This window comes from Bradyrhizobium sp. 191 (genome assembly GCF_023100985.1).
GTDB lineage: Bacteria > Pseudomonadota > Alphaproteobacteria > Rhizobiales > Xanthobacteraceae > Bradyrhizobium > Bradyrhizobium diversitatis.
The window spans coordinates 1,755,399-1,782,064 of the sequence record NZ_CP064692.1 but is presented as its reverse complement, the minus strand read 5'-3'; the positions used below and the strand labels follow the sequence as shown (position 1 = coordinate 1,782,064).

General features: G+C 65.2%; 27 protein-coding genes. 20 read left to right on the top strand and 7 right to left on the bottom strand.

The genetic code is table 11. The features are described from left to right. Nucleotides 1–348: 348 nt before the first annotated feature. The 4 genes from IVB23_RS08225 to IVB23_RS08210 all read left to right on the top strand — a co-directional run bounded on the left by IVB23_RS08225 (nt 349) and on the right by IVB23_RS08210 (nt 3,708). Nucleotides 349–2,247 carry an ATP-binding protein gene (locus IVB23_RS08225; RefSeq protein WP_197965272.1) on the top strand — a complete coding sequence of 633 codons (1,899 nt, stop codon included), beginning with the start codon at nt 349–351 and terminating at the stop codon, nt 2,245–2,247. Continuing rightward, nucleotides 2,240–2,941, top strand: a complete 702-nt coding sequence (locus IVB23_RS08220) for a peptidoglycan-binding domain-containing protein (RefSeq protein ID WP_247803180.1) — start codon at nt 2,240–2,242, stop codon at nt 2,939–2,941. Before IVB23_RS08225 ends, IVB23_RS08220 begins: the two co-directional genes overlap by 8 nt. 156 nt (nt 2,942–3,097) lie before the next feature. Beyond that, complete coding sequence (locus IVB23_RS08215; RefSeq protein WP_061878015.1) at nt 3,098–3,310, top strand: hypothetical protein; 213 nt, start codon at nt 3,098–3,100, stop codon at nt 3,308–3,310. Nucleotides 3,311–3,363: 53 nt separating this feature from the next. Then, the gene (locus IVB23_RS08210; protein WP_197965271.1) at nt 3,364–3,708 is read left to right on the top strand and encodes a DUF1491 family protein; all 345 of its coding nucleotides are present in this window, start codon (nt 3,364–3,366) and stop codon (nt 3,706–3,708) included. Nucleotides 3,709–3,867: 159 nt separating this feature from the next. On the opposite strand, the gene IVB23_RS08205 is transcribed toward IVB23_RS08210, so the two are convergent. Next, complete coding sequence (locus IVB23_RS08205; protein WP_197965270.1) at nt 3,868–4,815, bottom strand: DUF2336 domain-containing protein; 948 nt, start codon at nt 4,813–4,815, stop codon at nt 3,868–3,870. A 255-nt stretch (nt 4,816–5,070) separates the two neighbouring features. Between IVB23_RS08205 and IVB23_RS08200 the strand changes: the two genes are divergently transcribed. The 6 genes from IVB23_RS08200 (at nt 5,071) to IVB23_RS08175 (ending at nt 11,093) form a co-directional block, all read left to right on the top strand. Then, nucleotides 5,071–5,259 (top strand): hypothetical protein, encoded by a 189-nt coding sequence (locus tag IVB23_RS08200; RefSeq protein WP_061878012.1) that lies wholly within the window; start codon nt 5,071–5,073, stop codon nt 5,257–5,259. Nucleotides 5,260–5,275: 16 nt separating this feature from the next. Next, on the top strand, nt 5,276–6,037 hold the full coding sequence (locus tag IVB23_RS08195) for a hypothetical protein (protein WP_061878011.1): 762 nt from the start codon (nt 5,276–5,278) through the stop codon (nt 6,035–6,037). Between the two features lie 347 nt (nt 6,038–6,384). Further along, complete coding sequence (locus tag IVB23_RS08190) at nt 6,385–9,663, top strand: CHAT domain-containing protein (protein WP_246515189.1); 3,279 nt, start codon at nt 6,385–6,387, stop codon at nt 9,661–9,663. 22 nt (nt 9,664–9,685) lie between these two features. Then, nucleotides 9,686–10,129, top strand: coding sequence for a hypothetical protein (locus IVB23_RS08185; RefSeq protein ID WP_061878010.1), 444 nt, complete (start codon nt 9,686–9,688; stop codon nt 10,127–10,129). After that, nucleotides 10,126–10,323, top strand: coding sequence for a hypothetical protein (locus IVB23_RS08180; protein WP_061878009.1), 198 nt, complete (start codon nt 10,126–10,128; stop codon nt 10,321–10,323). Before IVB23_RS08185 ends, IVB23_RS08180 begins: the two co-directional genes overlap by 4 nt. A 2-nt stretch (nt 10,324–10,325) precedes the next feature. Further along, on the top strand, nt 10,326–11,093 hold the full coding sequence (locus tag IVB23_RS08175; RefSeq protein ID WP_197965268.1) for a hypothetical protein: 768 nt from the start codon (nt 10,326–10,328) through the stop codon (nt 11,091–11,093). Nucleotides 11,094–11,153: 60 nt separating this feature from the next. Here the strand turns inward: IVB23_RS08175 and arsC are convergent, their stop codons facing one another. From arsC to IVB23_RS08155, 4 genes are all read right to left on the bottom strand, one after another. Then, a complete protein-coding gene (arsC, locus tag IVB23_RS08170; RefSeq protein WP_197965267.1) occupies nt 11,154–11,555 on the bottom strand; it encodes an arsenate reductase (glutaredoxin) in 402 nt (133 codons plus the stop codon). A gap of 66 nt (nt 11,556–11,621) precedes the next feature. Continuing rightward, nucleotides 11,622–12,677: an ACR3 family arsenite efflux transporter gene (gene arsB, locus IVB23_RS08165; protein ID WP_247804798.1), complete on the bottom strand. Its 1,056-nt coding sequence runs from the start codon at nt 12,675–12,677 to the stop codon at nt 11,622–11,624. Nucleotides 12,678–12,679: 2 nt separating this feature from the next. Continuing rightward, a complete protein-coding gene (locus IVB23_RS08160) occupies nt 12,680–13,207 on the bottom strand; it encodes an arsenate reductase ArsC (protein WP_061878005.1) in 528 nt (175 codons plus the stop codon). Continuing rightward, the gene (locus IVB23_RS08155) at nt 13,200–13,562 is read right to left on the bottom strand and encodes a metalloregulator ArsR/SmtB family transcription factor (RefSeq protein WP_061878004.1); all 363 of its coding nucleotides are present in this window, start codon (nt 13,560–13,562) and stop codon (nt 13,200–13,202) included. Before IVB23_RS08155 ends, IVB23_RS08160 begins: the two co-directional genes overlap by 8 nt. Before the next feature lie 123 nt (nt 13,563–13,685). Here IVB23_RS08155 and IVB23_RS08150 point away from each other — a divergent pair, with 123 nt between their 5' ends. The 10 genes from IVB23_RS08150 to IVB23_RS08105 all read left to right on the top strand — a co-directional run bounded on the left by IVB23_RS08150 (nt 13,686) and on the right by IVB23_RS08105 (nt 24,228). Continuing rightward, complete coding sequence (locus tag IVB23_RS08150; protein ID WP_061878003.1) at nt 13,686–14,003, top strand: helix-turn-helix domain-containing protein; 318 nt, start codon at nt 13,686–13,688, stop codon at nt 14,001–14,003. Nucleotides 14,004–14,051: 48 nt separating this feature from the next. Beyond that, on the top strand, nt 14,052–15,416 hold the full coding sequence (locus IVB23_RS08145) for an NAD(P)-binding domain-containing protein (protein WP_247803179.1): 1,365 nt from the start codon (nt 14,052–14,054) through the stop codon (nt 15,414–15,416). Then, entirely contained in the window at nt 15,401–16,612 is a 1,212-nt protein-coding gene (locus tag IVB23_RS08140) for an MFS transporter (protein ID WP_247803178.1), read from the top strand. Before IVB23_RS08145 ends, IVB23_RS08140 begins: the two co-directional genes overlap by 16 nt. A 132-nt stretch (nt 16,613–16,744) precedes the next feature. After that, nucleotides 16,745–17,110 carry a hypothetical protein gene (locus IVB23_RS08135; protein WP_247803177.1) on the top strand — a complete coding sequence of 122 codons (366 nt, stop codon included), beginning with the start codon at nt 16,745–16,747 and terminating at the stop codon, nt 17,108–17,110. 102 nt (nt 17,111–17,212) lie between these two features. Further along, nucleotides 17,213–17,605 (top strand): FixH family protein, encoded by a 393-nt coding sequence (locus tag IVB23_RS08130; protein WP_247803176.1) that lies wholly within the window; start codon nt 17,213–17,215, stop codon nt 17,603–17,605. Between the two features lie 79 nt (nt 17,606–17,684). Further along, nucleotides 17,685–19,106, top strand: coding sequence for an efflux RND transporter periplasmic adaptor subunit (locus IVB23_RS08125; RefSeq protein WP_247803175.1), 1,422 nt, complete (start codon nt 17,685–17,687; stop codon nt 19,104–19,106). Further along, complete coding sequence (locus tag IVB23_RS08120; protein WP_247803174.1) at nt 19,103–22,294, top strand: efflux RND transporter permease subunit; 3,192 nt, start codon at nt 19,103–19,105, stop codon at nt 22,292–22,294. The genes IVB23_RS08125 and IVB23_RS08120 overlap by 4 nt, the downstream gene beginning before the upstream one ends. Nucleotides 22,295–22,402: 108 nt before the next feature. After that, nucleotides 22,403–23,014: a class I SAM-dependent methyltransferase gene (locus IVB23_RS08115; RefSeq protein ID WP_247804797.1), complete on the top strand. Its 612-nt coding sequence runs from the start codon at nt 22,403–22,405 to the stop codon at nt 23,012–23,014. A gap of 58 nt (nt 23,015–23,072) precedes the next feature. Further along, entirely contained in the window at nt 23,073–23,543 is a 471-nt protein-coding gene (locus IVB23_RS08110; protein WP_247803173.1) for a DUF411 domain-containing protein, read from the top strand. Nucleotides 23,544–23,697: 154 nt separating this feature from the next. Continuing rightward, complete coding sequence (locus IVB23_RS08105) at nt 23,698–24,228, top strand: hypothetical protein (protein ID WP_061877994.1); 531 nt, start codon at nt 23,698–23,700, stop codon at nt 24,226–24,228. 67 nt (nt 24,229–24,295) lie between these two features. On the opposite strand, the gene IVB23_RS08100 is transcribed toward IVB23_RS08105, so the two are convergent. Next, the gene (locus tag IVB23_RS08100) at nt 24,296–24,703 is read right to left on the bottom strand and encodes a GFA family protein (RefSeq protein ID WP_061878639.1); all 408 of its coding nucleotides are present in this window, start codon (nt 24,701–24,703) and stop codon (nt 24,296–24,298) included. A gap of 705 nt (nt 24,704–25,408) precedes the next feature. After that, entirely contained in the window at nt 25,409–26,389 is a 981-nt protein-coding gene (locus tag IVB23_RS08095; protein ID WP_197965260.1) for an ABC transporter substrate-binding protein, read from the bottom strand. Nucleotides 26,390–26,666 lie beyond the last annotated feature (277 nt).

Here is a 26,666-nt window from a genome sequence, read left to right as displayed (position 1 = left end):
TCGATAAATCGCAAGTGATTGCCTTGAGCTTAATTCGCGGAAAATTTGCGCAGGATTCTTCGAAGCCGACGGTGTCGTAAATTTTCGATTGACGCCCGCGCTCGTGATCCCGCCGGCCGCCCCGCATCCACCAATTCGAAACCATGCGCAGGAAGGTGAAACCCTGTGTTCACCATCCCGACCGAAGACGTCGCCAAATCGTCTAAAAAGCTTCGCGATCGCGCGGTGTCCGGCCGCACGCGGCGTCGCCTTAGCACTCGTTTAAGGTCGCTCTGACACGGTGGCTCAACGACAAGGAGGCGTTCCGGCGCGTCTTCCAAGAGACGATTGAGCCGAAGCGCGAGACCCGTGACAGTTTTGAGTATCATCCGCGATTGTCTCGATGCGCTGCTGCATCCCTCCGCGCGCTACGATGCGCTGATGCGAGCGCGCCATCGTGCCTTCATGGCGCCGCGGCTGCTCGGCAGCCTGGCCGCCTTTGCCGCATTCCCGGTTTATCTCGCCATGCGCGGTGCGCCGAGCGCGGTCGAGGTCGCGGCCTTTGCCTGGCTGATCGCGCCCATCATGCTGGCCTGGTTCCTGTCGCGCACCGGGCGCTACGAAGGCGCGCATGTGCTGTCGTCGCTGGCGCTCGCCGGCCTGATCATGGCGGTCGCGGTCACGACGGGCGGGATCCAATCATTCGCCGCGGTCTGGCTGATCGTGGTTCCACTCGAAGCCGCGCTGTCGGCCTCGCGCCGCGTCGCGGCCTTTGCCTCGCTGCTCGCGCTGTCCTGCGCCGGAATGCTGATCCTGATCAGCCAGCTCGGTTGGCTGCCGGTGGAGGAGCCGAGCGCGGCGGAGCGCGGCGTGCTGATGGCCTTCGGCATCGCGTCTGCGACCCTCTATGCCGCAGGGCTCGCCTTCGGCGCGGAATCGCTCGCGCGCACCAGTGTCGCGCTCTTGTCGCGCGAGGAGGAGCGTTACCGCCTGCTCGCGCGCAACATGAGCGACGTGATTTCGCGGCATCAGCGCAATGGGGCCGTGCAGTTCATCTCGCCGGCGGTGGAGGCCATGCTCGGCGTGCAAGTGGCGCAACTGCTCGGCCACGGCCTGTTCGACCGCGTCCATGTCGCCGATCGGCCGGCCTATCTCACCGCTCTGTCGGATGCGGCGCGCGGCGACGTCGCAAGCGTCGAGTTCCGCTTGCGGCGGGAGCCCGTTGGTTCCGAGCGCGGTGAGGTCGATTTCATCTGGGTCGAGATGCGCTGCCGCCCGCTCGACCTGGATCTCGGCCGCCAGGATACCGATCGTGACACAACCCGCGAAGCCGAAGTCGTCGCGGTGATGCGCGACGTCACCGACCGCAAGCTTTTCGAGCAGGCGCTGGATCAGGCGCGCAGCGCCGCCGAGACGGCCGATGCCGCCAAGACGCGCTTCCTCGCCACCATGAGCCATGAGCTGCGCACGCCGCTCAACGCCATCATCGGCTTCTCCGAGATGATCGCGCAGGAGCAGAGCCTGATGCTGGGGGCGGCCCAGCGCAAGGAATACGCCCAGCTCATCAACGATTCCGGCCAGCATCTGCTGTCGGTCGTCAACGGCATCCTGGACATGTCGAAGATGGAATCGGGCAATTTCGAGATTGCGTCCGAGCCGTTCGCACCGCGCGCCTCGCTGCTCCATTGCTGCAATCTGCTGGCGCTGAAGGCGCGGGAGAACGGCATCGACCTGATCACCGACGCGCCGCAGGACCTGCCCGTCATGACCGGCGATCCCAGGGCATTCAAGCAGATCGTGCTCAACCTCGTCGCCAATGCGATCAAGTTCACCGAGCGCGGCGGCCAGGTCTGCGTATCAGCCGCGGTGTCGGGTTCGCAGCTGACGCTGCGCGTCAGCGACACCGGCGTCGGCATCGCGCCCGACGACCTCAAGCGCATCGGCGCGCCGTTCTTTCAGGCCGGCAGGACCTATCAGCGCCGTCACGAGGGCACCGGTCTTGGACTTTCGATCGTCAAGAGTCTCGTGGCGTTGCATCTCGGCGAATTGACGGTACAAAGCAGGTTGGGAGAGGGCACCGCCGTCACCGTCAAGCTGCCGCTCGTCTACACGCCGCCGCAAATCAGGCCGGCCCATGACAAGGCGAGCGAGGGCAAGATCGCGACGCTGACGCCGGTGCTGCGCCAGGACCTTCAAGGTCAGGACCTTCACGACCAAACTCACGACCAGTCTCAGGACCAACCCGCTCTGGTGAAGAAAAGTGCCTAGGAAGTCTGCAAAGGACGAAGCCGCTCCGCGCCGTCGTGGCGCCAAGGCCGCGGTCGTCGATGTCGAAACCGAGCGCAACCTCGTGCTGCGCGTGCTGCTGCACAGCCCCAAGGATACGCTGGCCGGCCTCGTCGTCGCCGCCGCGATCAGTGCGATCGTTGCCAACGCGCTGTTCCTCCAGACCGGCCGGCATCCCGCGCCGATGTTCGGCACGGTGATCAATCTTCCCGCGCCGTCGTCCGTGCCGCTGGCGAACCCGATGCCGCGCCCGCGGCCCGTCGGCGCCGATAGCTCGCCGCTCGAGCCGCGCGCGACGGAGTTCCGCGTCGAGCCCAAACCTGCCGAGCGTGCCGTCGAGAAGGCGCCCGAAAAGCCCGTCGAGGCGACCGCTTCGACGCGCGCGAGCGATCCGATGACGAACCTGGTCAAGGCGACCACCTCGGCGCCGCCCGCGGCCCTGCGTCCGCCGGCGCCGATTCCGGCGCAAAGCCCGGCCGCGCGGCGTATCGCCGGCGTGCAGCGCGCGCTGTCCGAATATGGCTACGGCAATCTGAAGATCACGGGCACGATGGGCGGCGAGACCCAGTCCGCGATCCAGAAGTTCGAGCGCGAGCACAAGATGCCCGTCACCGGGCAGGTGTCCGATCGGCTGCTGCGCGAGCTCGGCGCTGCGATCGGCCATCCCGTCGAGTAGTCGTACCGCCTGTCATTGACGCCGATCAATTCCGCATAGTGCGCGTCCGCACATCAGCTCGGCGTCCGCGGGCGCGGGATTTGCTGGGGATCAATGACGGCCGGCGGATTTGGGGAACATGATCGCTCATCCTCATCAGGGAAGAGAGAGGTCGTCATGTTCAAGGTTTCGATTCTGGTCTGGATCATGTTGGGAACCACGTTGGCTGGAATCAGTCTGATCGTGGTGCTGATGGTGCCGAGCCTTGCGGCGGATGCCATCAAGAACATTCCCTACGCCGTGGCCGTTGGATTCGCGCTGGCGATGCCGCTGTCATATTTCGTCGCGACCCAGATTCGCGGCGGCCAGGAGAGCACGCGCAAGGCGTGAGACGGACGAAGTGAGGCTGGCGTGAGACCTCGCACTCGCCTATCGTCGAATTCATGCGTTTGAAATCCAACATTTGGGTGGCGGCTTACTTGCGCCGCTGCCAGACCGAGGGCGTGTTCGGCGCCGTGCGACGCCGCGGCGCCGAGGAGGCGGGCGCGGTGTTCGTCAAGGTGTCGCTGCTCGACGGCAATGCGATGCTGTACGCGCCGGCGCCGCAGACCGTCTATGACGACGGCCGGCCCATCGATCGCTTCTTCGTGCCCGTCTCACCGCAGCCTCTGCCGGAGCACACGATCGAGGAGCGGCTGACCAAGGAGATCCGCTTCGATTCCGACGCCTGGATCGTCGAGACCGAGGACCGTGCCGGACGGCATTTTCTGGAACTGGCGAAGGTGTAACTATCCCCGCCGTCATTGCGAGCGCAGCGAAGCAATCCAGAATCTCTCCGCGGAGGGATTCTGGATTGCTTCGTCGCAAGGGCTCCTCGCAATGACGATCGTGGGACCGACGCTCATCCCACACTCAATGCCGCTGCCCGTAGAGACAGGGGTAGCGAATTAGCGATCCGACGAACCGGTGCCCTTCCGCACCGTGTGGCTGGAGCCGGGCTGCGCGCCCGGCCGCGTCTGGCTCGCGCCCGCACGCGCGCGCTGGCGTTCGCCGTCATGCAGTGCTGCCTGGTACTTTGCGCGCGTGACGGCGAGCGTCGAGCCGCGCCAGGCCGCCAGCATCACCAGCGCCGAGCGCTCGGCGAGGCGGTCGTAGAGCCGCGACAGCCGGTACACGGCGTTCACCGACGTCCCGATCTCCGGCTTGAAGAACAAGAGGATGCGCTGGAAGACGGGGCTCGGCATGTCGAGTGCGCGCGCGGCGACCGCGAGCGCCTCGCCGCTGGTATCGTCGGCGATCTGGGCTGCGACGCGCGAGGGCAGGATCAAGCTGTCGCCGAGCTCGAAGGTGAAATTCTCGACGTCGCCCGCGATCGCCGCCATTTCCAGGATCTGGATCGCGCGCTTGGCGCGCACGGTCGGGATGCGGGGGGCGGCCTTCAGCGGGGTCTGTGCCAGATTGTGCAGGATCAGCGCGCGCTCGGAGGCGCCGGCGCGGAAGAACATGTCGTGGATCTCGGCCGCCTCCTTCGGCTGCATCGCCATGTCGGCGGTGATGCGCTGCTCGGGCTCGGCCGGCCCGCGCGCCGGAGAGGGAGGTAATGGAACCCTGCGGCCTTCCTGTGCCGCGACCAGCCCGAGCTTCTGCAGGACCGGGACGGGCGTGTGCGGATAGACCGCGAGCCGCGCCTTGACGGCCGCGCGCGTTGCATCGTCGACCTGGTCGATCAGCCGCGTGGCGAGCTCGACGAACTGCCGCTGCTCGTCCTCGCTGTGGGTGCCGGTCTGGACATACAGGTCGGTCAGCACGCGCAGCAGCGTCGGACGGACGTCGACACCTTCGCGACGGGACAGGTTCATCAGCCCGTCGAATCCGGGAAACAGCGACTTGGTCATGGAGGCGTACGCAACTCGGAAGAGATACTTGCGAGCGAGCCTAGCGCAGGTTCTTTTAAAGCCTCGTTAAGGAAAATGAGGCGTGAAGCCGGCCCTGCAATTCAGGGCATTGTCGTACCGCAACGGGACGGCGCGGCGCGCCCGTGCGGTTACGGTCCAAGGGCGCGCGTTTACATCCCGTTAACCATGAACTGATCTTAATGATCGCCACGTTGCAGAGGCGCGTTCGGTCGCACGGCAATTGAGAGAGCTGACATGGGGACCATCATCGAATTTCCGGCCGGTCGCCGGGTGGGCTCGCCGGGGGATGTCGCTCCGCGCGCGGACATGGGAACGGTCGTGATCCTTCCCGTGATCCGGATCGAGCGTGAGGCGGACGAAACCAGCGGCGATCGCGGGCCGGAGCAGGGCGCAGCGCCGGGGCGCCGTCGTCGCCGCCGCTGACATCCGGCTTCACGCAATGCCGGAATCCGTCCGCCAGATCCGGCCCGTCCTCTCGGCCGTCCTGCTCACGCTGCTTGGCGCGGGGCTGTGCGCCTGCAGCGGCGGCGATTTCGGCCGCACCCGCGCCGACATGCGCAGCGACGACATGCACCGCTGGCTGGGCGCGGAGGTCACCTCCAGCGTCGGCCTGCAGCCCTCGCAATTCCAGCTCACCGACGAAGAGCGCCAGCTTCGCGATCTCGCCTATCCGATGATCGAGCCGCCGCTGTCGCGGCCGGCCTGGAAGAGCGTGTTCGGTGACTACAAGGCGCTGCCCTCGCCCTGGCGGCAGAAGGTCGTGTTCGACCGCACCATGTACGGACGCACGCTGATCGACGAACCGCACCGCTCGCATTCCTCGCGCTATGCGCAACTGATCGAGGACGTCCGCAACGACATCACGCGGTTCGAGCCGTTCTTCGCCAGCGCGATCCGCGTCATCGATCTCGACAGGAAGCGCGATGCCAGCATGGCGCGCGTCTCCGCGCTCTCGCCAAGGGAGAGGGACGATGCGGTCGCGCGCATGCAGGAGAACTCGTTGATCGTCCAGTGGGTGCAGCAGTGCCTGGAGCAGCGCATCTCGTCCTACCGCTGGGCGCTGGAACGCCTGGTGATCCAGGCCCCCGACGGCATGGCCGCCGATGCCGACCGCCTGATCGGCGAGCTCGCCGCCCAGACCGCCAATCCCCCGGTCGCGGCACAGCCGCCCTACGGCCGGGCGGTCGTCTCGAAGGGCTGACCATACAACCCGCTGCCGGCCGAGCGCAGCCATCTCGCCCTTGCGGCCAAGTCAGCGAAGCAAGCCTGAAGCCGCCGCCACCTCATGCCGGCCGCAGCCGCCTGGCCTGTTAAGGCATCCGGGAACCGCCTTGATTGCCCTTGTCCTTCCGTACGGTCCGGATAGGATGGTCCCGTTTCATCAAGTTATTTTTTCAAAGGTTGTTCGAGATGCGCTTGGACGCCATTGGTCCATTTAAGAGCCGTCTGGACCTTACCCCACGCCAACTGCTGACCCTTGCCCTTCTGCTAGGGTCAACCGGCTCTGCAACTGCGCTGACCAAGGAAGCGGCGCTCGAGAATTGCCGGATGACGGTCGGCAGGCCGATCGTGCAGGCCTGCATGCGCGCAGGTGGAGGGCCGGCCGGCGGTGCCAATCTCGAAGCTTGCCGCGCCAAGGCCTCGCCCCAGGTCAGGGCCTGCGTGATGGCGGCACTGAATGCCGCCAATGGCCGCGCCAATGTCGCAGTCGAACTTCCCAAGGAAATGGCACCCAAGCTCGAGGCAGGCACCGCGCTGCCGAAGGATTTCGTCGCGCCGCCCCGCAGCATCGCCGACATCACGGCGATCCTCGACGGCGACAAGCCCGACGAGAAGACGATCGCGAAATTGAAGTCGGACGCCGAAGCCGCACCGACCGGCAAGGAATCCCGTCAGGATCTCGCGGAGCTCTATTTCGATCGCGCCAACGCGCGCGCGCAGCTCGGCCGGCTCGCCGAGGCGATGTCCGACGCCGACAAGGCCGTGGAAGTCGGGCGCGGCGCCGTCAGTCCGAATTTGCTGGCGCGGATGTTGCAGCTTCAGTCGCTGCAGCACGCTCTGGCGGGGGACCCGAAGCGCGCGCTCGAGATCATGCAGAGGCTTCTGCGCGAAGCGGCCAGTATGCCGGGCGCCAAGGGATGGCAGTTCAACACCAACCGCGGGGTCGCGGCCGTTCTCATCCAGATGGGCGACGTCGCACAGGCTGAAGCCTATCTGCGTCGCAGCCAGACCGCGATCCAGGAGGCCCGGACCAGTGGCCATCCCAATTGGCGATCGGCCTATTCCAGGTTCGGCCAGAGCTGGGAGGGCGAGCTGGAGCTGGCTCGCGCCCTGATTTTCGAGGCGCGCGGACAGTTTGCCGACGCCGAGACCGCGTATCGCAATGCGGAGGTGCGCAAGCGCGCAAGCACGAAGGCGATCATGGAGTCGGACAACGCGCCGGCGGAAACACTCCTGCAGCAGGCGATCGACGGCACCGTGTTGAACCAGGCGCGGATGAAGGCGAAGCAGGGCCGGCTCGCCGAGGCCGAGACGGACGCGCGTCGCGCGCTGCTCTCGCGCCTGAAGGACACCGGCAAGTACAATCCCGTCACGCCGCGTTTCGTGATGGGGCTGGCGGGCATTCTGGTCGATCAGGGCCGTTACGAGGAGGCCGAGAAGCTCGGTCGTGTGGCGCTCGAGATCAACAAAAGCGTGGGTGTGCCGGAGGACTCGCAGACGACGGTACAATTGCTGTCGCAGCTCGCCGGCATTCTGACGCTTCGGCGCCAGAACGCCGAAGCGAACGAGATGTTTGCGAGGATCGACAAGGCCGTGGCCGGCTGGGATCCGCAGCGCCGTCAGGTGTTCGAACTCAATCCGTCCCGGATCCTCTCGCTTTACGGCTCCGGTCAGTTGGACGCAGGCATCGCCGCGGCCGAGCAGCTGGTGAAGAAGCAGGTCGCCCGGGTCGGCGAGAATCATTTCGACTCCGCCTCGGCGCGCGGCACGCTGGCGGTTGGACTGATGCGCGCACGCCGCGATGCGGAAGCCATCCGGGAGTTCAAGGCTGCCATCCCGGTCATGGTGGCGAGCGCCGGAGAAAACGCCGACGATGAGAACACGACGGTGGTGGCCGCGCGCAGCCAGCGGCTGCAGACCATCGTGGAGAGCTATCTGCTGCTGCTTGCCAGGGCCGTAGGAACCGGTAAGGAGGTCGGCGAAGAGACGTTCGGCCTCGCTGATGCTGTCCGCGGCCGTTCGGTGCAGCAGGCGCTGGCGGCTTCGAGTGCGCGTGCGGCGGCAAAGGACCCTGCGCTTGCCGAGCTCGTGCGCAAGGAGCAGGACCTCACCAAGCAGGTCAATGCCCAGCTCGGCACGCTCAACAACGTGCTCGCGCTTCCCGCGGCGGAACGGGACGAGAAGGGCGTTGCGCAAATCCAGGCTTCGATTGGCGCCTTGCGCGGGCAGCGCGACAAGGCGCGCCAGGAGATCAAGCAGAAGTTTCCGATTTACGCCGATCTCGTTTCGCCCAGGCCGCCGAGCGTCGCCGAGATCCGCGCCACGCTGGCCGACGATGAGGCCATGCTGTCGTTCTACTTCGGCCAGAACGGCAGTTTCGTCTGGGCCGTGCCGAAGTCCGGGCCGGTGGCGTTCGCCGCCGTCCAGGCCAGGATCGGCGACATCGAGACGAAGATCCGCAAGCTGCGCGAAGCGCTCGAGCCGCAAGCTGCGATGATCTCCGACATTCCGCCCTTCGACCTCAAACTCGGCCACGAGCTCTACGAACTGCTGCTCAAGCCGGTCGAGAGCGGCTGGAAGCCGGCCAGGAACGTGATCGTCGTGACCAACGGCGCGCTGGGATTGTTGCCGCTGTCCCTGTTGCCGACGGCGCCGGCGGAAGTGTCTGCCGACGAGGACCCGCTCTTCATCGGTTATCGCAATGTGCCGTGGCTGGCGCGAACCCATGCCGTGTCGACGGTGCCTTCGGCGGCGGCGCTGCGCACGCTGCGGCAATTGCCGCCGGGCAAGCCCGGCCGCGGCGACCTCGTGGCCTTTGGCGATCCCTATTTCAACAGCGAGCAGCAGGTCGAGGCGGAAGGCGGAGGCGAGAAGATTCAGGTCGCCGACGCCGGCGGCAACATCACCCGCGGCGGCCCGCTGAAGCGGCGCAACAGTCCCAAGCTGGAAGGCGTCGACAGCGCCGAGCTCGGCCTCCTGCCCCGTCTGCCCGATACCGCCGACGAGTTGAAATCGATCGCGCTCGCCTTGCAGGCGGACCCCTCCAAGGTGCTGTTTCTCGGCAAGAGCGCGACCGAGAGCGCGGTGAAGACGATGAATCTGTCTGGCTTCAGGATCCTGGCCTTTGCGACCCATGGACTGGTCCCGGGCGAGCTGAACGGGCTGACGCAGCCGGCGCTCGCTTTGTCGTCGCCGGCGGTGACGGGTGAGGGCGGCGACGGCCTCCTGACCATGGAGGAGATCCTGGGCCTCAAGCTGGATGCGGACTGGGTCATCCTGTCGGCCTGCAACACCGGCGCTGGTGCCGGAGCAGGAGCGGAGGCGGCATCGGGGCTTGGGCGCGCATTCTTCTACGCCGGAACGCGGGCGCTGCTGGTGACGAACTGGTCGGTCCATTCACAGTCGGCGCGGCAATTGGTGACCGACCTGTTCAAGCGTCAGGCCGACGATCCCAAGCTGTCGCGCAGTGAAGCGCTGCGGCAGGCGGCGATGGCCCTCGTCGATGGTCCGGGCTACCTCAACAGCGAAGGCAAGACCGAGTTTGCCTATGCGCATCCGCTATTCTGGGCGCCCTACACCATCATCGGCGATGGCGGCTTGCGTTGACGAACGGGAAGGGGGCAGGGAAATGAAGCGGAAAGTCTTGTTGAGCCTCGTGGCTGCAGGTTTGTCGTTCTCGACACCGTCGCGCGCCACGCTGTTGATCACGGAGGAGGAAGCGAAATTGCCGCCGCCGAAGGGAGCGGTTGCCGTCGATCAGCGCGGCATCCTGCGCGGTCCCAAGGTCGAGTTCGTCTCGCCGGGCGGCTCCGCGAGCTCACCTCTCCGGCTGGTGCTGAAATTTCAATCCTATGGCGGGGCAAGGATCGATCCGGAGTCGGTCAAGGTGATCTTCCTCCGGTCGCCGAACGTCGACCTGACCCCTAGGGTCAAGCCGTTCGTGGCGCCCGACGGCATCAACATGCAGGATGCGGAGCTGCCGCCCGGCGAATACACGGTGCGCGTCGATATCAAGGACAGTGATGGCCGGCCTGGCACGACTGTATTCACCCTGAAGGTCGCACCCAAGTGACGTGTCCTTACTGCCGGTCCGAGAGTGCAGAGGGCGCGCTGGTTTGCGCCTCGTGCGGGCGCGACATCGCCGTCCCCGCCACGCTGCTCGCGGAGCGCGACGATCTCCTGCGCAAGCGCGAGGAGCTGCGCGATGAACTGCGGCGGGCCAGGGACGAGGTCGAAGCCATCATGAAGCGGAGAAAGTCGCGCTAGCGATGGAGTGTCCGTTCTGCTCCGAGACGATCAAGGACGAAGCCATCGCGTGCAAGCATTGTTCGCGAGACTTACGCGTCGTACGGCCGACGCTGCTCGAGATTGACGAGATCGTCGCCGAGCTGGACAAGCTCAGGCGCGATCTCGATCGCGTCAATGTCCGCCTCGAACGCTACAACAACCCGCTGCGTTATTATGGAACGCATGCGGTGCTCTACGTCCTCATTCCGTCCCTGCTGCTGGTGATCGCGCATGTGCTCGTGACCATCACCTTCAACGTGTCGCCGATCCCACTTCGGATTGCATCGATCGTCATCCCGCTCCTGTTCGGATTCGTGGCCTATCCGCTGCACCGGGTCTCCGCCCTGACGGCATTCGTGCTGGCGTTCCTGGCCGCAGGCGTCAGCATCCTGGCGATGCTGACGGTCACCGGCCTGCACGATGATGTCCCGATCCTGCCGACGATCTGGATCGAGTGGCGGGAGGTCTTCGAATATGGCGCCAGCATACTGCTCGCTTTCGTCTCCGGAAACATTCTCAGCGTCATGATCTTCCAGATCCTGCCGCGTGTGCTGACACAGGGCGGCAAACCGAATGCGTTCGCCTTCCGTGCAGCGCGCCTACTCGGGCAACACGTCGGCGAGGAGCAACTGCGCCGCCGCGCCCGCCTGATCCAGGACCTCATGCAGACCGCGGGGCCGCTGGCCGGCGTCGCCGCGACCGGCGTCGGATCGATCTATGCGGGGTTGAAGGGCTTCTTGCTCGGATAGCTCCGCGTTCAACGCGGACGCTTGGTCCGGGCCGGTGTGGCCCAGGGAAAAGATGCGAGCCTATCGCGCCTCGACCACCTCGCCGTCTTCCTTCACGAAGCGGCCAACCGGATTGTCCAGGATATCCATCACGGCCTCCGACGGCCGGCACAGGCGCGTGCCCCTTGGCGTCACCACGATCGGACGGTTGATCAGGATGGGATGGGCGATCATGAAATCGAGGAGCTGGTCGTCGGTCCATTTGGGATCGTCCAGGCCGAGTTCCTTGTACGGTGTTCCCTTCTCGCGCAGCAGCGCGCGGACCGGAATGCCCATCGTTGCGATCAATTCCTCGAGCTTCTCCCGCGAGGGCGGCGTCTTGAGATATTCGATGACGACGGGCTCAGTGCCGCTCTGCCGGATCATCGCCAGCGTGTTGCGCGAGGTGCCGCATGCAGGGTTGTGATAGATCGTGACGCTCATCGAATTGTCTCCATGACTGGCAGTCCGGCATCATCGCTGCCGCACCGCCGCCGGCAAATGATGAGTTCATTGGCGGGCCTCGGCAGCCGTCGGGACTTTACCAGTCCCCGCTTCGTACCAGCCCCGCGTGGCCTTGACGATACGGACGACGGACAGCATCACCGGGACCTCTACGAGGACGCCGACCACGGTCGCCAGCGCTGCGCCGGAGTCCAGGCCGAACAGGCTGATTGCGGCGGCGACGGCCAGCTCGAAGAAGTTGCTCGCGCCGATGAGGGCAGCCGGAGCCGCGACGCACCAGGCCACGCCGAACCGCCGGCTCAGCCAATAGGCCAGGCCCGCATTGAGATAGACTTGCACGAGGATCGGGACGGCAAGGATCGCGATGACGCCGGGCTGCCTGACGATCTGCTCTCCCTGGAAGCCGAAGAGCAGCACCAATGTCGCGAGGAGCGCGACAAGCGAGAGAGGCTGCAGCATCTGCATGACGCGGTTGAAGCTGGCGTCGCCGCCTCGCAGCAGCATCTTGCGCCACAGCTGAGCGACAATCACGGGAACAACGATGTAAAGCAGAACCGACAGAAGCAGCGTGTCCCAGGGGACGCTGATCGAGGCCACTCCGAGCAGCAACCCCACGAGCGGCGCGAACAGGAAAACCATGATCACGTCGTTGAGTGCGACCTGGCTCAGAGTGTAGTGGGGCTCCCCTTCGCACAAATTGGACCACACGAACACCATCGCAGTGCAGGGGGCAGCCGCAAGCAGGATCAAGCCGGCGATGTAGGACGGGATCTGGTCGGACGGCAGCCACGGTGCGAAGACGTGACCGATGAAGAAGGAGCCCAGCAGCGCCATCGAGAACGGCTTCACGGCCCAATTGATGAAGAGGGTGACGCCGACGCCGCGCCAATGCTCCCGGACCTGGCCCAGTGAGCCGAAGTCGATCTTCAACAACATCGGCACGATCATGAGCCAGATCAGTATCGCGACCGGCAGGTTGACCTTGGCGACCTCGGCGGCTGCAACCGCGCCGAAGAAGCCGGGCATGACGTGCCCCAATGCGACGCCGACCACGATGCAAAGCGCGACCCACAAGGTGAGGTATCGTTCGAAGATGCTCATGGTCACGCGACGTCGCTCTTGCCGGAGGTTGCCCCCTCGGAGCGGCCGATTTCCCGCAGCTTGGTTCCGAGCGAAAGCCGGTCGATGCCGCTGAGGGGCAGGTTCACGAACGCGCCAATGCGGTTCTTCAAGTAGCGGAAGGCCGTCGAGAAGGCCGCAAGTTTTTCAATCTCGGTGCCTTCGACGGCCGCAGGATCTTCGATGCCCCAATGCGCAGTCGTCGGCTGACCCGGCCAGACCGGACAGGATTCGCCGGCGGCATTGTCGCAGACGGTGAAGACGAAATCCATCACCGGCGCATCGGGCGCGGCGAACTCGAGCCAGCTCTTCGAGCGCATCCCGTCGGTCGGGTAGTCCATGCTCTGCAGCGTGCGTAGCGCCAGCGGATGCACGGCGCCTTTCGGCGTGCTCCCCGCGGAGAAGGACCGGAAGCGGCCGGCACCGTCCTTGCGAAGGATCGATTCCGCGAGCACGGAACGGGCCGAATTGCCCGTACAGAGGAACAGCACATTGTAGACGCGGTCAGGCATGGACCTTCTTCCTTCGCTTGGGAGCGCAGCACGATTGCAAAGTCTCGACGACGGGCTCGCAGACTTCCGGCCGTCCGCCGCAGCAATCGCGCAGCAGGAAGACGGCGACGTCGCGAAATTCACCGAGGTTGGCGCGGTAGACGATCGAACGGCTGTGCCGCTCGGACATCACGAGGCGCGCGCGGCTCAGAATCGACAGATGCGCCGAGAGCGTGTTCTGGGGGACTTCCAGCAGGCGTGCGAGATCGCCGGCCGCAAGACCGTCAGGCTCGTGTCTGACCAGCGCCCGGAACGCCTCCAGACGGGTCGGTTGAGACAGCGCGGCGAGCGCCAGGACGGCTTCTTCTGTTTCCATATATCCAGATTTATGGAATTGTTCGGGCGGCGTCAACCTGAAATCCGCGACCTCGTGAGCAATATTTCGAATATTCTAGAAATAGCGTTTGACAGTCGATGTGCACGTGTGCATCGTGGCCTCATGAAGATCGATGACGCAGCCGCGCGTTTGGAGGCCCTGGGCAATCGGACCCGGCTTCAGATCTACCGCGCATTGGTCCGGGCCGGGCACGCGGGCATGCCGGTTGGCCGCTTGCAGGACAAGCTGAAGATCCCGGCGTCAACGCTGTCGCACCACATCAAGACCCTGGTCGCGGTCGGACTGGTCAGTCAGGTCAGGGAATCGACGACCCTGATCTGCCACGCCAACTTCGACGCCATGCGGGGCCTGGTCGACTATCTGGTCGCGGAGTGCTGCGCGGACGAAGCCGGATGCAAGGATGCTCAGACGGCAGCCTGATTCATTTGGCCATTTGTTCCATAATTCTAGAAGAATGGAGTGTTCGCAATGGAGAAGAGGACGGTAGCGATCATCGGGGCGGGGCCGGTCGGCCTCGCAGCCGCCGCGCATGTGCTCGAACGCGACATGTCGCCCGTCGTGCTCGAAGCCGGACCCGAGGCCGGGCATGCGGTGCGGCAGTGGCGGCACGTCCAGCTCTTCTCGCCGTGGGAATTCAATGTCGACAAGGCGTCGGCGCGCCTACTCGCGCCGACGGGCTGGAATTCGCCCGACCCGCAATCCTATCCGACCGGCGGCGAACTGATCGAGCGCTACCTCGCGCCGCTCGCAACGCGAACGAAGCTGCGCGAGACGATCCGGACGTCGAGCCGCGTCACGGCGATCAGCCGCGTCGGCTTCGACAAGGCGAAGACCAGGGGCCGCGAGCAGGCGCCGTTCGAACTCCGCTATCAGAACGGCAAGGGCCCCGAGGTGCTTCGCGCCGACGCCGTCATCGACGTGTCAGGCACGTGGTTCTCGCCCAATCCCGCCGGCAGCAACGGTCTGCCCGCGATCGGCGAACACGAGCACGCCGGTCGCATCGCCTATGGCATGCCGGATGTGCGGGGCACGGATCGCGGCAGATATGCCGGCAAGACCGTGGCCGTGCTCGGTGCCGGCCATTCCGCGCTGGGCACGCTGATCGATCTCGCGCGGCTCGCCGAGGAGGTGCCCGGCACGCAGCCCGTCTGGCTGTTGCGCGGCAACGATCCTGCAAAGGCCTTCGGCGGCGGCAGCAACGACAAGCTTGCCGCGCGCGGCGAGCTGGGATCCACCTTCGCCGCGCTCGTGGCTGATGGAAAGATCAAGGTCGAGACCGATTTCGGTGTCACCCATCTTTCGGAGGTCGAAGGACGTCTCAGGATTTCGGCGGGTGCCTGCTGCGGTGCGCGCAGCGTGGTTGCGGATGAGCTGGTGGTGTCGACCGGCTTCCGTCCCGATCTCTCGTTCCTGTCCGAGCTGCGGCTTCGGCTCGACCCGGCGATCGAGGCGCCCGTCGCACTTGCGCCGCTGATCGATCCCAACGAGCACAGCTGCGGAACGGTGCGGCCTCACGGCGCTCGCGAACTGGCGCATGACGAGCCCGGCTTCTATCTGGCCGGCATGAAATCCTACGGCCGGGCGCCGACCTTCCTGATGACCACCGGATACGAGCAGGTCCGCTCGATCGTCGCCGAGATCGCCGGCGACAAGGAGGCTGCGGCACGGGTCGAGCTCGTGCTGCCCGAGACCGGCGTCTGCACACGTGGCGGCGTCGAGTCCGCCGGCGCAGCGGGATGCTGCGGCGGTCCGGCCAAGGCCGAACCCTCAGCCTGCTGTGCCGCCGATGAATCCGCGATGAAGGCAGGCGGCGCGGGATGCGGTTGCTCATGAGCCGAGGCGCTGCGAGCCCGTTCGCTGTCGTCGTTGCGCTCGGCAGCGCCCAGACCATTGCCTGGGCGTCGAGTTACTATCTTCCTGCGATCCTGGCTGCGCCGATTGCGCACGATCTCGGTCTCGCGCCGACTTACCTGTTCGGTGCGCTGTCGGGAGCGCTGGTCATCTCCGGCCTGCTCGGCCCGAGAGTCGGTCATGCCATCGATACGTTCGGAGGGCGCAGCCTGCTTGCCGTCTCGAACCTCGTCTTCGCGGCAGGCTTGCTCCTGCTCTCCGTGTCCCATGGCGTGGCGCTGCTGATCGCGGCCTGGATCCTGCTCGGGATCGGCATGGGCATGGGCCTCTATGAAGCGGCGTTCGCGACGCTTGCGCGCATCTACGGCGCCAATGCGCGAGCCACGATCACCGGCATCACGCTGATCGCCGGTTTCGCCTCTACCCTCGGCTGGCCTCTCACGACGTGGCTCGCTTCGGAGTACGGCTGGCGCGCGGCCTGCCAGGTATGGGCGGTGATCCATATCGGCCTTGCCTTGCCGCTCAACCTTTCGCTGCCCCGTGCCGCTCCATTGAACCAGGATTCCCGACCGGGCACGGGCGCGAGCCAACATTCCGGTCGCCAGAGCGAAAGCTTCGCGATGATGCTGCTGGCGTATATTTTTGCGGCGGCAAGCTTCGTCAGTTCCGGAGTCTCGGCCATCCTGCCGACCATGCTGGTTGCGTTCGGCGCCACGCCGGCACAGGCCTTGTTCGCAGGAGCATTGGTCGGACCTGCGCAAGTCGGGGCCCGCCTTCTGGAGGCAGGTTGGCTCAGCCGGTTTCATCCGCTGCTGTCGGCAAGGCTTGCCATGCTCTTGAATCCGATCGGCGTGCTTGCACTGGTCGCGGGCGGCCCTTGGCTCGCGCCGGCCTTCACGGTGCTGTATGGCGCGGGCAACGGCATCATCACCATTGCCCGTGGTACGCTGCCACTGGCGTTGTTCGGGCCGGCGGGATTCGGCAGGCGGGTCGGCATGATCTCGCTGCCGTCGAGGGCAACAGGCGCCTTCGCGCCGCTTGCGCTGGGACTGATGGTGGAGCATTTCGGCAGCAGCGCACTCTGGATCAGCGCGCTGGCCTCGGTTTCCGCTTTCGTCGCGCTGCTGCTGCTTCGTGCCGATCAGAACGCCCACGCGACGGGGGGAGAGCATTCATAGCTTGCGCGATGGCATGCATCGGAGCATTCACTCACGAATGCTTGACCCGGATCAAAGAATGCTTTCGGCGGCGGATTATGCTAGAACCAAGCTGCGGTTCCAAGAAGTATCCAAAAGGTTAAGCACATCCTGATGCGGATCGTCCGTACCATCCTGGCATTCGCCATCGCTCTATCCCTGGCGATGCTGCCGGCTGGCGCGTCCGCTTCTGGCCTCGCCGTGTCGTCGGGCGACATGCACGCGGCCATGGTCATGAGCGGCGACGGCGATATGTCGATGGACGATTGTTGTCCCGACATGAAGGGAACGGGCTCTGACACCGCCGGCTACAAGTGCGGGATGGGCTTCTGCTGTGTCGGGAGCACCACCGCGCTCGCAGACGTCCGTCCCCTGGCTTTCGAATTCCTCGCCGTAGGGGCGGGGAAAACCGCCATTCCTGCCGACCAGGTCGTCTCTTTCCTCGGCGGCAGCCCTCCCTTCCGGCCTCCTCGAATCTGATCTCGCCAAGCCAACGACGCGTGCGGCACGCCTGCGCGCGACGATGACTGACGTGCGCGCTTCATGCGTCACGGCGGAAGATCAATTCATGAGGACAGGACAATGCTTTCCAAATTCAGCACCGCGGCTCTTGCCGCCACCCTTTCGCTCGCCGCAACGGCCGCGATGGCGGGTGCCGGCGATTACGCGTTCGAGCCGGTCAATCCCGAGATGAAGAAGGGCGACGACGTTACGCTCGCCGTTCGCTTGACCAACAAGCAGACCGGCAAGCCGGTTGCGGATGCCGTCATCTTCAAGACTCGCGTCGACATGGCTCCGGACGGCATGGCCGAGATGGAGTCGGCCGTGGCACCGCTGCCGTCCAGGGAGCCGGGCGTCTACGCCTTCAAGACCGACCTGCCGATGGCCGGCCGCTATCAGGTCACGCTCTCGGCGAAGGTGCAGGGCGAGCCTGACACGGTCACCGGCAAGGTCATCGTCAAGGCGACGAAGTGAGCCTTCGGGCGCCGGATGGCGCCCGAACTTCTCTCTCCCATTCACATGGACGCGCGCCCGATGCGCGCGGTATCTGGCGATGAACACGCTCCGTCTTCTCACCGCACTCGCGCTCACTGGCAGCCTGGCCCTGGGCGGCTCCTGGCTCATGACCGACGGACGCTGGTCCGTCCATGCCGAGGTCGTCTCGGCCACGGAAGGCGGCGCCCGAACGCCGCTTTATTTCCGCGATCCGGGCGGCGCGCCGCTTTGGTCGGCCGGTCCAAGGAAGGATGACCGCGGGCGGGACTATCTGCCGGTCTACGATGACGATCAGGCAGCCCCTGCAGAGCCGAAGCCATCGCAGGCGGCTTCAACGCGAAAAATCCTCTACTACCGCAATCCCATGGGGCTGCCCGACACCTCGCCCGTGCCGAAGAAGGATCCGATGGGGATGAACTACATCCCCGTTTACGAAGGTGACGACGTCGATGATGGGACGGTGAAGCTGTCGCCCGGAAAAATCCAGCGCACCGGCGTGAAGTCCGAGCCGGCTGAGCGGCGGTCGATCCGGGTGCTGGTGAAGGCGCCCGGCACGATCCAGCTGGACGAGCGCCGCGTCTCGGTGATCGCGATGCGCGCCGAGAGCTTCGTGCAGAAGATCGCGGACGTCACCACCGGCACCCGCGTGAAGGCCGGCCAGCCGCTGATGGAGATCTATGGTTCGGCGGTCGCGTCCGCGGCGGCGGAATATCTTGCGACGATCACCTCGAAGACGGTGGGCGGTGTCGAGGTGTACGGCCGCGGCTCGCGGCAGCGGCTGGTCAATCTCGACGTCCCCGAGCAGGTCATCGCCGAGATGGAGAAGACGCGCGTCGCGCCCGTCACCATCCACTGGGCGGCGCCGCGCGACGGAATCGTGCTCGAGCGCAACGCGATCGAAGGCATGCGCGCCAATCCCGGCGACGTGCTGTTCCGGATCGCGGACATCTCGCTGGTGTGGGCGCTGGTCGACGTTGCCGAGCGCGATCTCGGCAACATCGCGGTGGGGCAGTCCGTTACGGTGCGCGCGCGCAGCTTTCCCGGCCGAGCCTTCACCGGCAGGATCGCCGTGATCTATCCGCAGGTGAACCGCGAAACCCGGACGGTCCGCGTCCGGGTCGAGCTCGCCAATCCCGACGCGGCGCTGCTGCCGGACATGTATGTCGATGCCGACATCGACACGGCAGATGGCGCGCCGGTCCTGGCGATCCAGGATAGCTCGGTGCTCGACACCGGCACGCGCCAGGCCGTTCTCGTCGACAAGGGGGACGGGCGTTTCGAGCCGCGCGAGGTGAAGCTCGGGCGGCGCGGCGGCGGCTACATCGAGGTGCGGGACGGCCTTGCCGACGGCGAGGCCGTGGTCACATCCGCCAACTTCCTGATCGATGCGGAGAGCAATCTGAAGGCCGCGCTCAAGGGCTTCGCCGAGGCTGCTCCTCAGGCCTCCGACGCGGGCCATGCGGCGGGAGAGCACAAATGATCGCCCGCATCATCGCCTGGTCGGCGCGCAACCTGCTGCTGGTGCTGTTCGGCACCGGCTTTGCAGCCGCCGCCGGCTTCTACGCGCTGCTTCATTTGCCGCTGGACGCGATCCCCGACCTCTCCGACACGCAGGTCATCGTCTACACCGAGTATCCCGGCCAGGCGCCGCAGGTGATCGAGGACCAGGTCACCTATCCCTTGACCACGGCGATGTTGACCGTGCCGAAATCGAAGGTCGTGCGCGGCTTCTCCTTCTTCGGCGTGTCGTTCGTCTACGTCATCTTCGAGGACGGCACCGACATCTATTGGGCGCGCTCGCGCGTGATGGAGTTCCTGAACGGCGCGTCGTCCAGGCTTCCCGCCGGCGTCACACCGGCCATCGGGCCCGACGCGACCGGCGTCGGCTGGGTCTACCAATACGCCGTGATGTCGAAGGAATTGAACCTCGCCGACACGCGCACCATCCAGGACTGGAACCTGAAATTCGCCCTCGCCAAGGCCGAAGGCGTCGCCGAGGTCGCCAGCATCGGCGGCTTCGTCAAGCAGTACAACGTGGTGCTCGATCCGCAGCGGATGCGCGATCGCGGCGTCAGCATGCAGAAGATCCGGGAGGCGATCCGCGCCAGCAACGCCGATGTCGGCGGCCGCACGGTCGAGCTGTCGGAGTTCGAATACGTCATTCGCGGCAAGGGCTACATCAAGAGCATCAACGATCTCGGCAACATCGTCCTGAAGACGAGCAATGGCACGCCGGTGCTGCTCCGGGACGTCGCCAATGTCGAGCTCGGGCCGGACGAGCGGCGCGGCATCGCCGAGCTGAACGGCGAAGGCGAGGTCGCAAGCGGCATCGTGCTGCAGCGTTTCGGCGTCAACGCCCTCGACGTGATCGAGAACGTCAAGAAGCGCTTCAAGGAGATCGCGAGCAGCCTGCCGAAATCGGTCGAGATCGTCCCGGTCTACGATCGCTCGGGCCTGATCTATTCGGCGATCGACACGCTCAAGCACACGCTGTTCGAGGAGAGCATCGTCGTTGCGCTCGTCTGCATCGTGTTCCTGCTCCATGTCCGCAGCGCGCTGGTCGCGATCCTGATGCTGCCGGTCGGCGTGCTGATGGCGTTCGGCGCCATGAAGCTGCTGGGCCTGGGATCCAACATCATGAGCCTCGGGGGCATCGCGATCGCGATCGGCGCCATGGTGGATGCGGCGATCGTCATGATCGAGAACGCCCACAAGCACCTCGAACGGGCTCGGCCCGAACAGTCGCGCGTGCAGATCCTGATCGACGCGGCGTCCGAGGTCGGTCCTGCGCTGTTCTTCAGCCTTCTCATCATCACCGTCTCGTTCATGCCGATCTTCACGCTGGAATCGCAGGAGGGGCGGCTGTTCAGTCCGCTGGCGTTCACGAAGACCTTCGCAATGGCTGCGGCGGCGCTCTTGTCCGTCACCCTGGTGCCGGCGCTGATGGTGATCTTCGTCCGCGGCAGGATCGTGCCGGAGCACAGGAACGTCATCAACCGCTTCCTGATCTGGATCTACCGGCCGGTCATCAAGGGCGTGCTGCGCGCCAAGACGCTGGTGATCCTGGCCTCGCTGGTCGTGCTCGCCGTCACGATCTGGCCGGCGCGGCAGCTCGGCACCGAGTTCATGCCGACGCTGAACGAGGGCACGCTGCTCTACATGCCGACGACGCTACCCGGCATCTCCGTGACCAAGGCGGCCGAGCTGATGCAGACCCAGGACCGCATCATCAAGTCGTTCCCGGAGGTCGAATCGGTCTACGGCAAGGCGGGACGGGCGGCGACCGCGACCGATCCGGCGCCGACCGAGATGTTCGAGACGGTGGTCAACCTGAAGCCGAAGGAGCAGTGGCGCCCCGGCGTCACCGTCGACGGCCTGGTCGCGGAGATGGACAAGGCGCTGCAGTTTCCGGGCGTCTCCAACGCCTGGACCATGCCGATCAAGGCGCGTATCGACATGCTGTCCACCGGCATCCGCACGCCTGTCGGGGTCAAGGTGATGGGCACCGACCTCGTCGAGATCGACCGGCTGGCGAAGCAGGTCGAGCGCGTGATCAAGGCCGTCCCGGGCACGTCCTCGGCTTACGCCGAGCGCGGCATCGGCGGCTACTATCTCGAGATCGTCCCGGATCGCGAGGCGCTCGCCCGCTATGGCATCCTGATCCAGGACGTCCAGGACACCATCGCGGCCGCGCTCGGCGGCCAGACGGTGACGACGACGGTGGAGGGGCGGCAGCGGTTCACGGTGAACATGCGCTATCCGCGCGATTTGCGCGACAATCCGAAGGCCATCGCCAGCGACATCCTGGTGCCGATGCCGGCGGGCGGCGCGGTGCCGCTGGGCGAGGTCGCGAAGGTCGAGCCGGCGCGGGGGCCGACCTCGATCCGGACCGAGAACGGCCAGCTTGCGACCTATGTCTACGTCGACATCCGCGATCGCGACATCGGCAGCTACGTCGCCGATGCGCAACGCGTGGTGTCGGACAGCATCCTGTTTCCGCCCGGATACTACGTGGTCTGGAGCGGTCAGTACGAATATCTCCAGCGCGCCGCCGCCCGCCTGAAGATCGTCGTTCCGGTAACGCTCACGATCATCTTCCTGCTGCTGTACCTGAACTTCAGGGCCATGACCGAGACGCTCATCGTGATGCTGTCGCTGCCCTTCGCGCTGGTCGGCGGCATCTGGATGATGTGGTGGCTCGGCTTCAACCTGTCGGTCGCCGTCGCGGTCGGCTTCATTGCGCTCGCCGGTGTCGCCGCCGAGACCGGTGTCGTGATGCTGATCTACCTCGAGCACGCGCTGGCCGAGCTGAAGGCGAAGCGCAGCGCCGAGGGCAGGGTCTTCACCCGGCGCGATCTCCACGAGGCCATCATGGAGGGCGCCGTCGAGCGCGTCCGTCCCAAGATGATGACGGTGGTCGCCATCATGGCGGGCCTGTTGCCGATCATGTGGAGCACCGGCACCGGCTCGGAGATCATGCAGCGCATCGCGGTGCCGATGATCGGCGGGATGACGTCGTCGACGCTGCTGACACTGATCGTGATCCCGGCGATCTTCGGGCTGGTCAAGGGCTTCCACCTGCCGCCCGAGTCCGAGGACAAGGGACAACCGACCGAAACGTCAAAGCCGATCAGTCCGAGATTGCGGGTGCTGCAGTCTGCCGAATGAGGTCAGTCATGTCGAACGGCCGTCAGGAATGGCGGGGCGATGGAATTGATCGCCGCATTGGTCGTCACCGCGCTAATATTGGGGGCCGCGATGCCAGGAGATGCGCGCATGGGCTTCTACAACGACGTCATTCTGCCACGGCTTTGCGACCTTGCGATGCGGAACAAGGAACTGGCGCCCTATCGGCTGCGCGCGGCCCGTGCGGCCCAGGGCCGGGTCCTCGAGATCGGCGTCGGGTCCAGCCGCAACCTGCCGTTCTACGGGGCTGCGGTGACGCAGCTTGTGGGTCTCGAGCCCGCTCCAAGGCTTCTCGAAATGGCGCGGCACGCTCCGCATCCGGACACTCCGGTCGATCTCGTTGAAGCGTCGGCCGAGGCTATGCCGATCGAGGACCGCAGCATCGACACGGTCCTGACGACCTGGACCATGTGCAGCATTCCGGACGTCGATCGCGCGATGACGGAGGCGCGGCGTGTGCTGAAACCGGGAGGGAAGCTGGTCTTCGTCGAGCATGGCCGCGCACCCGAACCGCGCGTGCGCTGGTGGCAGGATCGCCTGACGCCCGCATGGATGCGCATCTCGGGCGGTTGCCATCTCAACCGGGACATCGCTGACGTCTTGACCCGGAACGGCTTTCGCATCGACGAGATGCGCACCGGCTATATGAACGGGCTGAAGCCCATGACGTTCATGTACGAGGGCCAGGCGAGCCCCCGTTGATGCCTTGAGATTCAGCGATGAGGAAAGGAATCCGAAGATGAGGGAACGCGGACATGTGATGACCCGTCGGTCGCTTGCAGGGCTGATGGCGGCGGCAGCGGCGGCAGTCCTTGCCAGGCCTGCCGTTGCGGCGCCGGCCGGAGAAACGACCGTCACGGTGCATAGGGATCCGAGCTGCGGCTGTTGCGCGGGCTGGGTGCAGCATCTCCGGGACGCAGGATTTGTCGTCCAGGTGGAGGAGACTGCCGATCTCGACGCGGTTCGGAATCGTCTCGGCATCCCCTCGGACCTGGCCGCGTGTCACACGGCGGAAGTCGCAGGCTATCTCATCGAGGGACATGTGCCGGCCGCAGCCGTGCGGCGCCTCCTCTCGGAGCGCCCCATTGCGAAAGGGCTCGCTGTGCCGGGCATGCCGGTCGGATCGCCCGGGATGGAAGGCGGCAAGCCGGAGCCTTACACGGTCGTGCTGTTCGGCGCCGATGGTCAAAGGCCATTCATGCGCTTTGTCGGCTCCCAGGTGATCGGTTGAGAGCTTCATGATCAGGGAGCGCTCCCAGCCGCCGCCGTCATGGAAGCTCAGATCGCAACCTGCCGAAGGTCCCGCGTAGATCACCGGCGATGTTGCCATTTACGCCATCGCCGAGTCATGATTGGTTGACGTCCTGCAACATGGGTGGAAAGTCATGAGGATCGTCGTTTTGATCATCGCGTTGTTCGCGCCCTCTGCCGCTTGGGCGCAGACGCCGTACGCCGGCATGCAGTCCCGCCACATCAAGGCGCTTTCGGACCAGCAGATCGGCGATCTGCGGGCGGGGCGCGGCATGGGGCTCGCACTCGCGGCCGAGCTCAATGGTTATCCCGGGCCCTCCCACGTGCTCGAACTCGCGGACCAATTGGGATTGAACCCGGAGCAGCGGAGCAAGGTCGAGGCGATGTTCTCCGAGATGAGGGCCGAGACCACTCCCATCGGCAGCAGATTGATCGAGAGCGAGGCGGATCTGGATCGGCAGTTCGCCAGCCGCACGATCACCGACGAGAGTCTGGGATCCGCCACCGCGGCGATCGCGAAGACGCAGGGAGAGCTGCGGCAAGCTCATCTCAAATATCACCTGCGCACCGCGGCGGTTCTCGATCAGGCGCAATTGGCAAGATACGCCGAGCTGCGCGGGTACACGTCCGGCGGCGCGTCGCAGCGCCATCGTCACCATCAATGAGCTGGCGCACGGCCGAGCGTTGCCGATCCCTGGATGACGCCAAAACAGCCGGTGTCATCTTCCGCCGCTACGGCTGTGGAGGATAGCGGTCGAACGCCGGCAGTTCGTGCGCATGCTCCATCCAGCGAAGACGCTCGGCGACCTGGATCTGCATCGTTGCCGGCACGACCTCGGGATCGTCATAGGTCGCGCTCTGGATGTCGATGATTCCGGGCATTATGTTGGCATTGAAATAGAACAGGCCGGTGCCGCAGTCGCCGCAGAAGTGCCGCCGGCCATGTTCCGAGGAGTGGTACACCTTCGGCTCGCCCTTGGTCACCTTGACGGCATCGTCCGCGTACATCGTCCAGCCGACGACCGGCGCGCCGGCGTGAAGTCGGCAATCGCGGCAGTGGCACAACGCGTGCACGATCGCCTCGCCCTCGACCTCATAACGGATTGCGCCGCAGTGACAGCCGCCGGTGATGGTGCTCATGCGTTCCTCCGATCGAAGATGGTTTCGCCGCTCGATAGCCTTCGAGACGTGCCGCTTCAACGCCGCAATCGATCTGTGGTTGCGTCCTACTGTCGCGTGACAACTGCTGCCATGGGAGCCGCGCTGACTGCCGCGGGAAATGCAGGGCGCGCGCCGCAGTTCCGCGCGCCCGAGCTTGAATGAGCCCTGACGCGCAGTGTTGCGCAGCTGCGTTTCGGTCAACGACGTGGCCAGCGAAGCGCCAGGCTCGGGCTTCGACTGAGAGCCACTTGCCGAAACGGCGTTCGAGCACGGCAATGTCTGCCAGGGCCACTAGCGGAATGTCTTCAAGGCTCCGCTTTATGAGAGTCCCTGATTTTGCGGAGCAACCTTGGCAATCCTGCTGTACCCCTAGACCCTCTGCTTACAGTTAAATCAGCGGGATTTCCGCTTTCACTGAACTTCATTATTTGCCGGATTGGCTCCGCCATTTTGGCAAGCAAAAACTGGCAGTCTCGGGCGCGCTCCTCCGCAAAGGCAGGGAACGCCTTCATAGAGACCACGTCAACCGTGGCAAAGTACTTCCATTGAGGAGACCCTTTCCAGTGACAGCGAACGTAAGGCACTGGCTCTAACATCACGTTGTCTGCATCAACATTGTGGTATGCGCGAATGAGCTCGCCCTCAATGAGAACGACAGGAAACGCACCTCCGCAATTGTCCTCGCTATTCGATCACCTCGTCGGCGCGGACGAGTAGTGAGGGTGATACGGTGAGGCCCAGCGCTTTGGCAGTCTTCATGTTGATGATCAGCTCGAATTTGATCGGCCTCTCTACCGGCAATTCGGAAGGCTTGGCGCCTTTGAGGATCTTGTCCACGTAATGTGCCGCACGGCGGAACAGATCTCGGGCGTCGGCTCCGTACACCGACAATCCGCCATCGGCATAATGCCGGAACAGATAGTTTGCCGGCAGGCGATATTTCGCCGCGAGCGCGATAATCCGCGGAGCCTGAACATAGGTGAGCGTATCGCCAAAATCGATGATTGCATCGGCATGCTGGGCAGCAGCGGATGCAAACGCGACGTCGAGCTCCTCGGCCGTCGCCGCCTCGACCGGCAGCAAGGCCACGCCGAGCTCCCGGCCTATGCGGGGTACGTCTTCTGCGAGATATAGCCTCTGCATTGGGTTGGCCGGATTGACCAAGAGCGCGATCTTCGAGGCGCCGGGAACGAGTTCTCGAAGGATTTCGAGACGTTTCGCGAGGAAGTCATCCGGTACCATGGTCGAAAGGCCCGTCACGTTGCCTCCTGGACGCGGCAGGCTTTGCACGAGGCCAAGCTTCACGGGGTCGGCCACACTCACGAATACGATAGGAACGGTGGTGGTTGCCGACTTCAGCGCTACGGCCGCTTGCGGACCGGGAGCGACAAACAGCTCGGGACTGAGGGCAATCAGATCGGCGACAGACGCCGCCAGTCGATCCGAGGGATGAGAAAAGCGATACTCGATGAGGAGATTTTTTCCTTCGATCCAGCCGAGGCTTCGCAGCGTGTCAAGAAGCACGAGCTCGGCTTGATTGAGGGCTTTCCCACCTCCATCACCTACAGCGAGAAAGCCGAGCCGACGGCGTTTTCCCTGCGCGCGCGAATAGCATGGCGAAATGAGCAGCGCCGCGGTGCCCGCTATGAACTCCCGCCGTTTCATTCGACCCTCATCGCAGCGTGAGGACCAGGGGCGGCAGCGTATCACCTTTCGATAGTCGTCGCACTCTGTAGCTGCAAATGCTGCGCCGCAAATGTGAGGCGTGGCTCGGGACGGGCTATGGGTCGAGACTTGCGAACCTCACAGGAGCGAGCGCTGAGATCAACCATGGGGCAAGGCGCTCCTCGCTTCAGGCGAGGACATCGCAATCGCAATCTTTGCTCCGACATGACAACACCCGCAACGGATGGCTCCGCGCGGGTGTGACGAACTCTCGATG